Here is a 14,668-nt window from a genome sequence, read left to right on the forward strand (position 1 = left end):
TGCTGGCTGAACTGTGTGACCATCATCGACTCCTGTTGCGTGAGCGATGCCTCCCAGATGGGACACGGATCACTCTGACAGGCTCCATTATTGGGGATGCGCCAAAGAAATGATAGAAGGAACAGGACCGGAAATGGCCCGTATTTCAATTTGCCGCGCGGAAATTGCTAGTTTACTGTGCGCCAACCAGACTGGTCACTCTAATCGTCTTGGTTTCCGGCACTTCCGCATGCGACAGCACCTTCAATTGCGGCAAGGCGCGGCGCAGGAAACGCGACAGCAGCGCGCGCAGCGGCGCCGGCACCAGCAGCACCGGCGTCAGGCCCATCGCTTCCTGCTGTTGCGCGGCCAGACCTGCCTGATGGGCGATGGTGTCGGCCAGGCCGGGTTCGATGCCGGAACCATCGCCGCCGGCGCCCATCGCCTGCATCAGCAGGCGTTCCAGGCGGTTATCCAGCGTCATCACCGACAACTCGGCGGCGCCGGGGAACAGCTGCTGCACGATGGCGCGGCCCAGCGACACGCGCACCAGGGCGGTCAGGTCGCTCGGGTCCTGCGTGTGCACGGTATGCTCGGCCAGGGTTTCGATAATCGTGCGCATGTCGCGGATATGCACGCCTTCCATCAACAGGTTCTGCAGCACTTTTTGCAGGGTCGACAGCGACAGCATCTTCGGCACCAGGTCTTCTACCAGGCGCGGCGCGTCCTTGCCCAGGTGGTCGAGCAGCGATTGCACTTCGGCGCGGCCCAGCAGTTCGGAAGCATGCGAGGTGATCAGGTGATTCAGGTGGGTCGCCACCACGGTGCCCGCGTCGACCACCGTATAGCCCATCGATTGGGCCTGGTCGCGCAGGGCCCCATCGATCCAGGTGGCAGGCAGGCCGAAGGCCGGGTCGGTAGTCGCTACGCCAGGCAGGCTGCCGCTGGCCATGCCGGGGTTGATCGCCAGGAACTGGCCATTGAACGATTCGCCCACGCCCACTTCCACGCCCTTGAGCGTGATGCGGTAGGCGGACGGCTTCAGCTCCAGGTTGTCGCGGATATGCACGGGAGGCGCCAGGAAGCCGACTTCCTGGGCGAATTTCTTGCGGATGCCCTTGATACGCTTGAGCAATTCGCCGCCTTGCGACTTGTCGACCAGCGGGATCAGGCGGTAGCCGACTTCCAGGCCCAGAGTATCGACCGGCATGATGTCCTGCCAGCTGGCCTCTTCCTGTTCCGGCGCCACGGTCGCCTGCGGCGCCTCGGCCGGCGTTTCCGCTTCGGCTTTCTTCTTCTGCGCCGTCTTGGTGATCATATAGGCCGAGCCGGCCAGCGCGCCGGCCAGCAGCAGGAACACCAGGTTCGGCATGCCGGGAATCAGGCCCATGCCGCCGATAATGCCGGCGGTGATATACAGCACTTGTGGCTTGGCAAACAGCTGGCCCACCAGCTGGGTACCGATATCCTGGTCGCTGGCCACGCGCGAGACGACGATACCGGCCGCAGTGGAGATGATCAGCGAAGGAATCTGCGCCACCAGGCCGTCACCGATGGCCAGCAAAGTGTAGTTCTTCAGTGCATCGGCAAAGCCCATGTCGTGCTGGATCAGGCCAACCAGCAGGCCGCCAACAATATTGATGACGGTGACCATGATGCCGGCAACCGCATCACCGCGCACGTATTTGCTGGCGCCGTCCATGGCGCCGTAGAATTCCGCTTCCTGCGCCACTTCCGTGCGGCGGCGGCGCGCTTCGTCCTCGACGATCAGGCCCGCGTTCAGGTCGGCGTCGATCGCCATCTGCTTGCCGGGCATGGCGTCGAGCGCAAAGCGGGCGCCCACTTCGGCGATACGGCCAGCGCCCTTGGTGACGACGGTAAAGTTAATGATCGTCAAGATGATAAACACCACGATACCGACCGTGTAGTTGCCGCCAATCAGGAAATGGCCAAACGCTTCAATCACCTTGCCGGCCGCGTCCGCGCCCGTATGGCCTTCGGTCAGCACCACGCGGGTTGACGCCACGTTCAGCGACAGGCGCAGCATGGTCGATACCAGCAGGATGGTCGGAAAGGCCATGAAGTCGAGCGGCTTGACTGTGTACAAGGCCGTCAGCAGCACGATGATCGACAGTGCAATATTGAAGCTGAAGAAGATATCGAGGATAAACGCCGGCAACGGCAGCACCATCATTGCCAGCAGCATGATGATAATGATAGGCGCAGCCAGGCCCTTGCTGGCATTGTTGTTCATGCTGCTCAGCCAGGCGGGCATTCTCAGGGCGTTCATGGTGTGCTTCCTTTATTGTTCTTGTCTGCATCTGGCGCGGGTTTGATCTGCGAGGCAGGATGATGCGGGTCCAGTTCGGGCGGCACGTCGAGTTTTTTCGGCTTGTCGGGGCGCTGGCCCTGACCGTTGCCGTAGCTGCGCAGCTGGAATACATAGGCCAGCACTTCGGCCACGGCGCCGTACAGGGCTTCCGGAATCTCGTCGCCGATCTCGGTATGCTTGAACAGCGCGCGCGCCAGTGCCGGCGCTTCCAGGATGGCGACCTTGTGTTCGCCCGCCAGCTCGCGGATTTTTGCGGCCACCTCGTCGGCGCCCTTGGCCACCACCTGCGGCGCGCCGCGCGAATTTTCGCCGTATTTCAGCGCCACCGCATAATGGGTAGGATTGGTCACCACCACGTCGGCGGTCGGCACGTCGGCCATCATGCGCCGGCGCGACATCTCGTGCTGCATCTGGCGGATTTTCTGTTTGATCTGGGGGTTACCGTCCGACTCCTTGGCTTCCTGCTTGACTTCCTGCAGGGTCATTTTCATCTTGTTGGCGTAGTGCCACATCTGGTACGGCCCGTCAATGGCGGCGATCAGGCCCAGTGCGCCAACGATAAACATAAAGGCGCTGATCAGCATGCTGATCATGTGGCCCGAACCGGAGCGCAAGGACTCGACCGACAGGCCCAGCACGGCATCCTTGTGATGCTGCATCACCAGCCAGGCGACAAAACCCACCACCAGGGTCTTGGCCAGCGCTTTGAGCAGTTCGACCAGGGCGTTCTTCGACACCATATTGCCCAGCCCGCGTATCGGATTGAGCTTGCCGAAATTGGGCGTGAACGCTTTCGAGCTGAACAGCCAGCCGCCGACCAGCAGCGGCGACGCCAGCGCCACCACCATAATGGCCACCGCGTACGGCAGGCAAGTGAGCAGCACGGAAGTGACGTCGCTGGCGACGCGCAAAATCATGAGATTCGGATTGAGTATCTGTTCCCGGTCCAGAGTCAGGCCGGACACCATCACGGCCGTCAGCCGGCGTACGATGGCGTCGCCGGCAAACCACAAGCAGCAGCCCGACGCCATCAACACCGTGAACGTCGCCACTTCACGCGATCGCGGAACGTCGCCTTCCTCACGCGCCTGCTCGAGGCGCTTCGGTGACGCTGATTCGGTCTTTTCTGCGTCGCTGTCTTCCGACATCAATCAACTCCGGTGAAGTCCTGCGGCCACGACTGGCGCATGATGGACTGAACAAGCAGTATTATTGCCGCCCGGCCAGAATTGTCATGCGGCGAACAGGAGGGCAAATGCCCTGTATTTCGGCGCGATTATCGTGAGCGCTTGCTGTCGGCCTGCTTCACTGTCTGTTCGATGGCGCCAAAGATTGATTTGCCATCCTCGCCCAGCATCTCGATTTTCAGCGTATCGCCAAACAACATGTAGGGCGTGCTGATCACGCCATCGGTATTCAATTCCTGGTTACGCCGCTCAACGATGCTGCAAAAGCCCTTCTTGACTTCCTTGTTGGCGATGGCGCCGGCGCTCACCACGCTGCCGGCGCGGGCCGATCGCGTCTGGCACAGGTGCGCCAGCAATTGCGGGTAGTTGAAGGCCATGTCGGCGCCCGCCTGCGGCTGGCCGCTCAATTTGCCGTTCAGGCTGCAACGCACGGGCAGATGTATCTTGCCGCCGCGCCAGGCGTCGCCCAGTTCATCCGGGGTGACCGCCACCGGCGAGCAGGCTGTGGCCGGCCTGGACTGCACAAAACCGTAGCCGCTGGCCTGTTCCGCCTGCGCCAGGTTGCGCAAGCTGATGTCGTTGACCAGCATCAGCAGCTTGATGTTCATGTGTGCCTGGTCGGCCGTCGCCCCCATTGCCACGTCATCGGTAATGACGGCTATGCCCGCTTCGTAATCGATCCCCCACTGCTCGTACGCGAGCGCGATCTCGTCCTGGGCACCCAGGAAAGCGTCGCTGGCGCCCTGCTGCAGCCGGGGCGCATCGCGCAGGTCGGCAGGAATATCCTGGCCGGCCGCCTTGCAGGCGCGCTCGATTTGCTGCAAATAAGCAGCACCCACCGCCCGCTGGCTGCTGCGCGGCAAGGGCGCCATGCAGTTGGCCGGGTCGAAGTCGAAAGCGCGGTGACCGCGCCCGCTGTTGAGGGTCTGGTACAGCAGGTCCAGCTGGGGCGCGATAAAGGTCCAGTCGTCGAGCGCCTTTTGCAAGGTGGAGGCGATGCCATCGGCCAGGTGCGCCGTTTTCAGGTCGCGCGAGACGACAGCGAGCTGCCCATCGCGGGTGCCGTCGTTCAGTGTGGCTAATTTCATGTACGGAAAACTTTGTCAAATACGGAGAAAACACGCCAAAAAGCCGGGAACACCCGGCTTTGAAAGGCAGGAAGGTTGCTCAGGCCAGCAAGGCGATCTGCTCTGGCGTGAGATAGCACCATTCGCCTTCTGCTATGCCCAGCGATGCGAGCGTCAGGCTGCCGACGGCGGAACGATGCAGCGCCGTGCAATGGTTGCCGGCGGCGGCCAGCATGCGCTTGACCTGGTGGTATTTGCCCTGTTCGAGCACGATTTCCAGCAGGTGCTCGCCACGCTGGACGCAGACCAGTGCCGCCAGCGGCGCCGGTTCGTCGTGCAGCTGCACCCCGGCCAGCAGCAGCGCTACCAGCTCATCGGTCACGGGCTCTTGCGTGGTGGCCTGGTAGATCTTCGGCACATGGCGCTTCGGCGACGATTGTGCATGGATAAACGCACCATCGTCGGACATCAAGAGCATGCCGGTCGTATCGTGGTCGAGCCGGCCGACCGGCTGCACTTCGCGCCAGGTGAACTGCTCGGGCAGCAGTGTCAATACGCCCGGATGATGGCTGGGTTTGCGCGAGCATTCAAAATTGGCCGGCTTGTGCAAGGCCAGGTACAGATGCTGGCGGTAAACCCACTCTTCCTCGAACACGTGCAGCACCAGGCCGTCGGTCTCGACGATGGTGCGGTAATTGGTCTGGGTTACGCCATCGATGACGACCTCGCCGTCATCGACCAGGGAACGGCAATACTTGCGGGTGCCGAAACCCTGCGATTGCAGAATGCGGTCTAGGGATAATTTACTCATGGGCGTGACTTTAACAGATGCGCACCATGACGTGAAGACGAGGCTGGCGCACAGATATGACAAATTACAAGGACTGTTTTTTGATCTAGCCCCAATTTCCTTTGAGATATGTCAAATAGCAAGAAAGTCGTATTGCTAGACTGAAACCTCATTAGGAATCCGCCTAATGAACGTTAGGAATAAAGGTAGGCCAGCTGAGGAGGACAGCGTTATGACACATACACACACCATTGAACTGCAGGGCAGCATCGAACAGATGCGCACCCGTATCGCCATCGAACAGGGCGCCATGCATCAGGTGCAATTGAGCGTGGCGCGCTGGCGTGGCGGCGTGGCCTGCACGCACGGATGCCGGCCCGGTCCTGCCATGGCCGCCAGCCAGGTCCGATGGCATGCTGCCGCGCAGGATCATTTCCTGTGCTGGCTGGCCGGGGGCGGTTTTGCCCGGGCCATCGAAGACGAAGTATTGAACCATGACCCTGTTGCGTCCGCGCAGGGGGCCACGCATGAGACCGCAATCGACCCGGCACCAGTGCCAGCACGGCCAGCCCCTTGTCCTGACTGTACGGCCTGACCGTATTGCACAACCAGGCAAGGTAACGGCATGGTCGCCTTCACGATGGCCGATAACGGCCAGGCAAAAGGAAACGGCGGCATTGCGCCGCCGCTCCCAAGTCCCATCGGGACCTTAGTGAGGAATATAAATTCACTCAAGACCGCATCGTCGATGCAGCACGTAGTTCCAGGACATACAGATCAAGTTCGCACTGACATAGTTGATGTATATCACCCTCCCTTGAGAAGAACTACTGTTTCAATATAGCCCACGCAGCAAGATTTTCAAGGTCAAATGCCCGGGCATTGAAAACTATTCGCCTTCGGTACGCTTAGCGCAGCGACGGCTGGGCTTGTTTAACGGCAGCCTTCATGGCGCCAGCGCCCATGGCGGCGCCAAATTTCTTCAGCACCCGCTCCGGCAGGCCTTCATGCTGCGTGTAGTCGACAATGTCTTCGGCCTTGACGATATCGCGCGCCACGCTGTCGACGGTACCGAAATCGTCGGCCAGGCCCATCTCGACGGCGCGCGCGCCGGTCCAGAACAGGCCGGAAAACGTTTCCGGCGTTTCTTTCAGGCGCTTGCCGCGCCCTGCGCGCACCACGGCGATGAATTGCTGGTGGATTTCATTGAGCATGTTCTGCGCATGTGCCTTGTGCTTCTCGCTCAGTGGGCTGAACGGATCCATGAAACCCTTGTTCTCGCCGGCCGTCAGCAAGCGCCGTTCGACGCCGACTTTTTCCATCGCACCCGTAAAGCCGAAGCCATCCATCAGCACGCCGATGGAACCGACCACGCTGGCCTTGTTGACATAGATGCGATCGGCGGCAGCGGCGATGTAATAGCCGCCCGAAGCGCACATTTCATCGACCACCACATATAAAGGCTTGTCGGGATAGCCTTTGCGCAGGCGCAACATTTCATCGACGATCATGCCGGCCTGGACGGGACTGCCACCGGGGCTGTTAATGTGCAATACCACTGCCACCGAGCCGGTGTCCGAAAATGCCTTGTCCAGTGCCGGGATCACGACCGCAGCCGAGCCGGCGCCTTCGGAGTCGATCTCGCCGCTGATATCGATCAGCGCGGTATGCCGGCCCAGGGTTTCCGTGTCGCCCATATTGTTGTAATCATAAAATACCCACAGTGCGAACAGCACGATCAGCAAACTGAATAGCTTGAAAAAGATGCTCCAGCGCCGATGCGCGCGCTGTTCCTGCACGGTCGCGAACACGAGCTTTTCCAGCACCGTGCGTTCCCATTGACTGTTGCCGGTGCCGGCAGGAATGTTCGCCGGTTTGTCGTTGATGTTATCGCTCATGATTCACTTTATCAAATTGCCGCGCGCGGCATCACATAGTCATCAGGCTGCCAATACAATTGCCCGTCGCGCTCACTGACAGCGATCGGGCGCAAGCGGCCACCCTTGCACGGGCCGCCCGCACACAAGCCGCTGTCCGGCACATAAATGGCGCCATGGGTCGAACACATCAGGTACAGGCCGCTCGATTCGAAAAACTCGCCTTCGGCCCAGTCCAGCTCGATCGGCACGTGGACGCAGCGGTTCAGGTAGCCGTACGGCTTGCCGTCGTAGCGCACGACAAAACCGGTGGTCGCTTCGCCGCCAGCGAGCACGGGAAAGCGCACGCCCTTGCCGCCTTCGGCGACGGCATCGACAGCGCAGATCAGGATGTCTTGCACGTCAGCCATCAGGCGTGCTCGCTCAGCCATTGATGCAGCTGTGCGACATTCGCGGCCGAATAGACAGATTTACATTCCCGCAACTGCGACACGGGATGAGCGCCGTATTCGACTGCGATGGCGGCCGCGCCCGCATTGCTGGCCATCAGCAGATCGTGGGTGGTATCGCCGATCATCACGGTGCGGCGCATGTCCTGGCCCAGCTCGCGCGTCAGTTCCTGCAGCATGGCCGGATGGGGCTTGGAAAAGGTTTCATCGGCGCAGCGCGTGGCGTCGAACAGCGACAGCAGCTTGACGGCATTCAAGGCGCGGTTCAGGCCGACACGGCTCTTGCCGGTGGCAACGGCCAGGAAATAGCCGTTTTGCGACAGGTCGAGCAGCATCTCCTGTACCCCGTCGAACAGCACCAGTTCATGGTCGCGCGACAGATAATGATAACGGTAGCGTTCAACCATGCGCGCATGGTATTTCGCCTCGACGTCAGGCATCACGAGCTGCATCGCTTCCTGCAGGCCCAGCCCGATCACGTGCGAGGCCAGCAGATCGGTCGGCACTGGCAAGTGCAAGTCCTTGGCCGCCGCCTGGATGCAGCGGACGATGGTCGACGTGCTGTCCATCAGGGTACCGTCCCAATCGAAGACGATCAGATCAAATTGCTTTCTTGCCATGTTTCCCGACGTTCCAGCCGCCGGCTCCTTGAGTGGTAAAAAGTTGACCGCTGACTACCTTGTGAGTAGTCCCACGGTACCGAATATGCCGGATATCATTAACGAGTGGCAACGGCGAGTGGTTTGCCCAAGCTTACCAAGAAACGCTCACACTCGGCGGCCAACGGCGCATTCAGGGTCATCGTCTTGCCGGTTTCCGGATGCACGAAGGTAATCTGATGTGCGTGCAGGAACATGCGCTTCAGGGCGCCGCGCGTGGCGTCGGCTTTCAACAGCGCGCGGTTGAGGGCAAAATCACCGTATTTATCGTCGCCGGCAATGGCAAAGCCGGACGAAGACAGATGAACGCGGATCTGGTGGGTACGGCCGGTTTTCAGTTCAGCTTCCAGCAAGGCGAAGTTGTTATATTTATGCAACAACGAAAACACCGTATGTGACGCCAGGCCGTCGGCCTGCACCGCCACCCGGCGCTCGCCTTCGGCCGTCGTATATTTGTGCAGCGGCAGCTTGATATGCTGGCGCGCGTTCTTCCAGTCGCCCGCCACCAGCACCAGGTAGCGCTTGTCGGTCACGCCGTCGCGCATCTGCTCGTGCAGGTTGGTCAGCGCGGAACGCTTTTTCGCCAGCAGCAGCAAACCCGAGGTGTCGCGGTCCAGGCGGTGCACCAGTTCCAGGAACTTGGCATCCGGACGCGAAGCGCGCAATTGCTCGATCACGCCGAACGACACGCCCGAGCCGCCATGCACGGCTACGCCGGCCGGCTTGTCGATCACCAGCATTTGCGCATCTTCGAAGATGATCTTGAACTCGGCAGCCGGCGCACCGGTCGGTGCTTTTTCGGCCACGCGCACCGGTGGAATGCGTACCACGTCGCCTTCGGCCAACCGGTACAACTGGTCGATACGGCCCTTGTTGACCCGCACTTCTCCCGAACGCAAGATGCGGTAGATGTGGCTTTTAGGCACGCCCTTGCATACTCTTAACAAGTAGTTATCAATACGCTGGCCTGCTTCTTCTTCGGCGATGGTAACGAATTGGGCTTGCGGCTGAACCGGGGGTGTTGAAGGGGGAACAACATCATTTTGACTCTTCATTTACTATGTCTTCCCAGAAATCTCTCTAAGTCCTTCATTTTGAATATATAATTGTTTTTGCTGCGGCCCTGGCTGCTGCTGGTGTAAGAATAAAAGCACATTTTACACAGGGGCGTCTCCACCGGCCTCGCCAAATTGCAAATTCGGTGGAAAAAAACGTATACGCACCACCCTCGCGCCCATCAAGGTTGCACCGTAGTTGTAATCGGATAAGCGCGGGGATGCTGAAGAGAGTGATCTGGATTAAAAGGATAAGTACCCGTTAGCGCGACTTATCGAGTCGGGCTCGCGGGTTGATGAAGTTGATAACGCTTGCCGTTTTCGCCAAACCCCGTATGAAGCCACACTATTGAGGGTTGTCGATGAATAGGCTGAGGCCAGGCCTCGCCATCGCGATTCCAGTAGGTGAGCCGGCTTACGCTTTGGCTCTGAATTTGCTGACCGCCTGCATTCTCTGCTCCCGCGATTTCGGGCTGCATCAGATGAGTACAGGTGTCATGTCACTCGGCATGTCGATCGACATCACCGCGCCTGTTGCGGCCGTAACGCATATGCGTTGTTGCTCCGCACAATTAGGCATTCCCCCACCAACACTCCCGTTCTCGCGTATATCCCTGTACTTTCGCCGCTTCCTGGTAAGCGGCTTTGAGATGGCCTACGGGTCGCGGAGTTATAAAAATGAAACGCATGTTGTTTAATGCCACGCAGCAAGAAGAACTGCGCGTAGCGATTGTCGACGGACAAAAACTGATCGACATCGATATCGAGACAGCCGGGCGCGAACAGCGCAAGTCGAACATATACAAGGGCGTGATCACGCGGATCGAGCCTTCGCTCGAAGCGTGCTTCGTCAGCTACGGTGAAGATCGCCACGGCTTCCTGCCGTTCAAGGAAGTTGCCCGCACTTACTTCCGCGAAGGCGTCGACGTCCGTAACGCCTCCGTCAAGGAAGCGCTGCGCGAAGGCCAGGAAATCATGGTCCAGGTCGAAAAAGAAGAACGCGGCAACAAGGGCGCGGCGCTGACCTCGTTCGTTTCGCTGGCCGGCCGCTACCTGGTGCTGATGCCGAACAACCCGCGTGGCGGTGGCGTATCGCGCCGCGTGGAAGGCGAAGAGCGCCAGGAATTGCGCGAAACCATGGATAAACTGGACTTGCCAGCTGGCATGTCCGTGATTGCCCGCACCGCCGGCATCGGCCGCAACGTCGATGAACTGCAGTGGGACTTGAATTACCTGATGCAACTGTGGCGCGCCATCGAAGGCGCCGGCAAGTCGGCCAACGGCGCCTTCCTGATCTACCAGGAAAGCTCTCTGGTAATCCGCGCCATCCGCGACTACTTCCAGCCCGATATCGGCGAGATCCTGATCGACACCGACGAGATCTACGACCAGGCCCACCAGTTCATGAGCCACGTGATGCCCGACATGGTGCACCGTGTAAAGCGCTACAGCGACGACGTGCCGCTGTTTTCGCGCTTCCAGATCGAACACCAGATCGAAACGGCGTACTCGCGCACCGTGCCACTGCCATCGGGCGGCGCCATCGTGATCGACCACACCGAAGCGCTGGTCTCGGTTGACGTCAACTCGGCCCGCGCCACGCGCGGCGCGGACATTGAAACGACCGCCTTCAACACCAACTGCGAAGCGGCCGAAGAAGTCGCCCGCCAGCTGCGTTTGCGCGACCTGGGCGGCCTGATCGTGATCGACTTCATCGACATGGAAGTGGCCAAGAACCAGCGCGAAGTGGAACAGCGCCTGAAAGACGCGCTGCACCATGACCGTGCCCGTGTACAGATGGGCAAGATTTCGCGCTTCGGCCTGATGGAACTGTCGCGCCAGCGCCTGCGCCCTTCGCTGTCCGAAGGCTCGCACGTAACCTGCCCGCGCTGCTCGGGCACCGGCCACATCCGTGATACCGAATCGTCCGCCCTGCAGGTGCTGCGCATCATCCAGGAAGAGGCGATGAAGGAAAACTCCGCCACCATCCACGTCCAGGTACCGGTCGACGTGGGCGCTTTCCTGCTGAACGAAAAGCGCGGCGAAGTGCTGAAAATCGAAAACCGCCACCGCATCGCCGTGATCCTGATCCCGAACAAGCATCTGGAAACCCCGCACTACAAGCTTGAACGCATCAAGCACGACGATCCACGCCTGGAAGACAGCCAGGCCAGCTACAACCTGGCCGAAAGCGCCGAAACCGACATGGCCTACAGCAAGCGCCAGAAGGAAGATGCCAAGCCGCGCCAGGAAGCCGTTGTCAAGACGATTACCCCTGACCAGCCAGCGCCGATGGTCGAGCGCAAGCCGGTGGAAGTCAAGCCGGCGCCAGTGGCCACGCCACCTGCACCGCAAGGTTTCTGGGCCAAGGTCGTCAGCTTCTTCAATGGCCCGCAAGCGCCTGTGGTCACCGCCCCCGCGCCTGTCGCACCAGTAAAACCGGCTGCAACGCCGGACCGTGGCGACCGCAACAGCCGTGGCCCGCGTGGCCGTGGACGCAATGGCAAGCCAGGCCGCGAGGAACGCGAACCAGGCCAGGCTCGTCCAGTTGCTGACGATGCCGCAAAAGAAGCCGAAGCACTGGAAAAAGCCGTGCGCCCACCACGCCAGCCACGTCCGCCACGCGAACCGCGTGAAGCAGGCGAGCTGACGGCAGCGGCGCCACGCGAACGCGCAGAACGCGGCGAGCGTCCTGAACGTGCCGAACGTGCGGATCGTGCCGAGCGCGGGCCACGCCAGCCGCGTGAAGCGCGCGAACCACGCGCCGACAAGCCGGTCACGAGCGAACTGAAAGCCGATGCCAAGCCAGAGTTCAAAGCCGAGTTCAAGGCCGATGAGCTCGCTACCATAGGCGTGATCGCCACGCCGGTCAATGTTATCGTGCCAGCCAACGGTCCAGCGACCGACGTACCAGCGCCAACCAGCCTGGACAAGCCAGCGGCAAATGCCGGCCCTGAAGGCGAGGAAAGCGATGTCGAAGGCGAAGGCGAAGAACCGCGCCGCCGCCGCCGTCGTGGTGGCCGCAACCGCAACCGCCGCGACCGCGAAACGGGCGAGCTGATCGAATCGGCAAACGGCGAGAACGATGGCCAGGAAGCGCCTGCCGTCAGCTTTACCGTGGCCCCGGCCGAAGATGTTGCGCCTGCACTGGCCATCGTTACCACTGCCGCTTTGGTGGAAGTAAGCGCCACGCCAGCACCGCAGGCCGATGCCGTGGTGGCAGAGGTAGTGGAAGTGGCTGAAGTGATGACGGTCGCTGAAGTGGTGGAAGCAGCGCCAGTGGCCGAGCCGGTTGCTGAAGTGGCGCCAGCCGCTGCAGCTCCAGTACCAGCACCGGCACCGGCACCAGCCGAAGTGATCGTGCCCGAAGCGCCGGTGGAAGCCGTTGTTGCAGCAGCGCAAGCTGTGCCAGCCGCAGCGGAACCTGCGCCAGCGGCCGAGTACAGCTTTGCCGAAAAAGCGGTGGAAGCACCGGCGCCAGCACCTGTCGAAGCACCGGCCGTGGCTGAAGTCGCTGCCGAACCTGCTCCTGCAGCAGAACCGGCACCGGTGGCTGCGCCTGTGTTTGAACCGGTGGCCGAAGTTGCCGCACCTGCTGCTGTTGCAGCGCCAGCGCCAGCGCCGGTTGCAACCGCGCCGGCTGCCGTCGCGGCCCCGCTGGATCTGACGGCAGTGCTCGGTTCGGCTGGCCTGACGCTGGCCGCCACCGACCCGGAAAAACTGCGCCTGGCGCAGGAAGCGGCCGCCAAGGCTGTCGCACCGGTACGCAAACCACGCGAACGCAAGCCATTGCCGCCGCAGTCGGATGAGCCGTTGATCCAGGTCAACACGCAGCGTCCATAAGCGGATCGGGTCCGCCCAGCCGCACACGATAAAGGGGGAGCTCAGGCTTCCCCTTTTTTTATGCCTCTCACTTTGCCAGCCATGCACAGCCCCATCGACACCACTCCCGCCCCGGTCAGCCTGCGCAGCGCCTTCTGGTACTGGCTCAAGCTGGGCTGCATCAGCTTTGGCGGCCCGGCCGGCCAGATTGCCATGATGCACGCCGAACTGGTGGAAAAGCGGCGCTGGATTTCCGAGCGGCGCTTCCTGCATGCGCTGAACTATTGCATGCTGCTGCCGGGGCCGGAAGCAACCCAGCTGGCCATCTATATCGGCTGGCTGCTGCACCGCACGCGCGGCGGCATGATCGCCGGCCTGTTGTTCTTGCTGCCGTCGCTGTTATTGTTGATCATCCTGTCGTGGATCTACATGGCGTATGGCCATGTCGGCGCGATCGCCGGCGTGCTGTACGGCGTCAAGCCGGCCGTCGTCGCGCTGGTGCTGGCCGCTGCCTGGCGCCTGGGTCGGCGCACCTTGCGCACACCGGGACTGCAGCTGATCGCCTTTCTCTCGCTGCTTGCGCTGGCCGTGTTCCAGTTGCCGTTTCCCCTGCTCGTGCTGTGCGCCGCCCTGGCGGGCGCGGCTGGCGGCTACCTGCTGCCGGCCCAATTTCACCCCAGCAATCAAAGTCATGGCGGCAAGCAAAGCTATGGCCCGGCCCTGATCGACGACGATACACCGACGCCGCCGCACGCGCGTTTTGGCTGGCCGCGTTTGTTGATGACGTCGCTATTGGGCATCCTGCTGGCCGTGCTGGGCTGGCTGCTGCTGGCCTGGCTGGGAGGACGCGAACACATGCTGGCGCAGATGGCCGTATTTTTCAGCAAGGCCGCCCTGCTGACCTTTGGCGGCGCCTATGTCGTACTGCCGTATCTGCACCAGGGCGCCGTCGAGCATTACCACTGGCTGGCCAGCTCGCAGATGATGGACGGCCTGGCGCTCGGTGAAACCACGCCCGGCCCTTTGATCATGATCGTCGCCTTTATCGGCTTCGTCGGCGCCTGGGGCCAGGCCGTGTTCGGCGAACACTTGTTGCTGGCAGGCGTGTGCGGCGCACTGGTCACGGCCTGGTTCACCTTTTTGCCTTCTTTTATTTTCATCCTGGCCGGCGCGCCGCTGGTGGAAGCGACGCGCGGCAACCTGCACCTCGACGCCCCTTTGAACGCCGTCTCGGCAGCCGTGGTGGGCGTGATCGCCAGCCTGGCGCTGTTCTTCGGCCAGCATGTGTTCCGGCTGGAGCAAGCGGTGCCGCAGTGGGACTGGCTGGCGATTGCCCTCGCCGTGGTGGCCAGCGTGGCCTTGATCAAATATCAAATCGGCACCATCAAATTGCTGCTCGCCTGTGGCATCTTCGGCCTCGTGCTATCGTATCTGCCTTGAACCACTTTAGG

At 61.4% G+C, this 14,668-nt stretch carries 11 protein-coding genes; 3 read left to right on the forward strand and 8 right to left on the reverse strand.

What is annotated here, in order from left to right; genetic code table 11:
- Window positions 1-172: 172 nt before the first annotated feature.
- The 4 genes from flhA to ACQ4WM_RS06440 form a co-directional block, all read right to left on the reverse strand.
- The gene (flhA, locus tag ACQ4WM_RS06425) at window positions 173-2,269 is read right to left on the reverse strand and encodes a flagellar biosynthesis protein FlhA (RefSeq protein WP_436545841.1); all 2,097 of its coding nucleotides are present in this window, start codon (window positions 2,267-2,269) and stop codon (window positions 173-175) included.
- On the reverse strand, window positions 2,266-3,459 hold the full coding sequence (flhB, locus tag ACQ4WM_RS06430; RefSeq protein WP_436545842.1) for a flagellar biosynthesis protein FlhB: 1,194 nt from the start codon (window positions 3,457-3,459) through the stop codon (window positions 2,266-2,268). The genes flhA and flhB overlap by 4 nt, the downstream gene beginning before the upstream one ends.
- A gap of 128 nt (window positions 3,460-3,587) precedes the next feature.
- The gene (locus ACQ4WM_RS06435; RefSeq protein ID WP_436545843.1) at window positions 3,588-4,586 is read right to left on the reverse strand and encodes a fumarylacetoacetate hydrolase family protein; all 999 of its coding nucleotides are present in this window, start codon (window positions 4,584-4,586) and stop codon (window positions 3,588-3,590) included.
- 79 nt (window positions 4,587-4,665) lie between these two features.
- A complete protein-coding gene (locus ACQ4WM_RS06440) occupies window positions 4,666-5,376 on the reverse strand; it encodes a pseudouridine synthase (RefSeq protein WP_436545844.1) in 711 nt (236 codons plus the stop codon).
- 211 nt (window positions 5,377-5,587) lie between these two features.
- Here ACQ4WM_RS06440 and ACQ4WM_RS06445 point away from each other — a divergent pair, with 211 nt between their 5' ends.
- Window positions 5,588-5,950, forward strand: coding sequence for a hypothetical protein (locus tag ACQ4WM_RS06445; protein WP_436545845.1), 363 nt, complete (start codon window positions 5,588-5,590; stop codon window positions 5,948-5,950).
- A gap of 313 nt (window positions 5,951-6,263) precedes the next feature.
- On the opposite strand, the gene ACQ4WM_RS06450 is transcribed toward ACQ4WM_RS06445, so the two are convergent.
- The 4 genes from ACQ4WM_RS06450 to ACQ4WM_RS06465 all read right to left on the reverse strand — a co-directional run bounded on the left by ACQ4WM_RS06450 (window position 6,264) and on the right by ACQ4WM_RS06465 (window position 9,395).
- A complete protein-coding gene (locus ACQ4WM_RS06450) occupies window positions 6,264-7,253 on the reverse strand; it encodes a S49 family peptidase (RefSeq protein WP_436545846.1) in 990 nt (329 codons plus the stop codon).
- A gap of 11 nt (window positions 7,254-7,264) precedes the next feature.
- Window positions 7,265-7,642, reverse strand: a complete 378-nt coding sequence (locus tag ACQ4WM_RS06455) for a Rieske (2Fe-2S) protein (protein WP_436545847.1) — start codon at window positions 7,640-7,642, stop codon at window positions 7,265-7,267.
- Window positions 7,642-8,301: an HAD-IA family hydrolase gene (locus tag ACQ4WM_RS06460; RefSeq protein ID WP_436545848.1), complete on the reverse strand. Its 660-nt coding sequence runs from the start codon at window positions 8,299-8,301 to the stop codon at window positions 7,642-7,644. Before ACQ4WM_RS06460 ends, ACQ4WM_RS06455 begins: the two co-directional genes overlap by 1 nt.
- Window positions 8,302-8,399: 98 nt before the next feature.
- Window positions 8,400-9,395 (reverse strand): RluA family pseudouridine synthase, encoded by a 996-nt coding sequence (locus tag ACQ4WM_RS06465; RefSeq protein WP_436545849.1) that lies wholly within the window; start codon window positions 9,393-9,395, stop codon window positions 8,400-8,402.
- Window positions 9,396-10,073: 678 nt separating this feature from the next.
- Here ACQ4WM_RS06465 and ACQ4WM_RS06470 point away from each other — a divergent pair.
- Both ACQ4WM_RS06470 and chrA read left to right on the forward strand, forming a co-directional pair.
- A complete protein-coding gene (locus ACQ4WM_RS06470) occupies window positions 10,074-13,238 on the forward strand; it encodes an Rne/Rng family ribonuclease (RefSeq protein WP_436545850.1) in 3,165 nt (1,054 codons plus the stop codon).
- A 60-nt stretch (window positions 13,239-13,298) separates the two neighbouring features.
- On the forward strand, window positions 13,299-14,657 hold the full coding sequence (chrA, locus tag ACQ4WM_RS06475) for a chromate efflux transporter (RefSeq protein ID WP_436545851.1): 1,359 nt from the start codon (window positions 13,299-13,301) through the stop codon (window positions 14,655-14,657).
- Window positions 14,658-14,668: the final 11 nt, after the last annotated feature.

Origin of the sequence: Janthinobacterium longum, from assembly GCF_051380735.1 — a bacterium.
Taxonomy (GTDB): Bacteria; Pseudomonadota; Gammaproteobacteria; order Burkholderiales; family Burkholderiaceae_D; genus Janthinobacterium.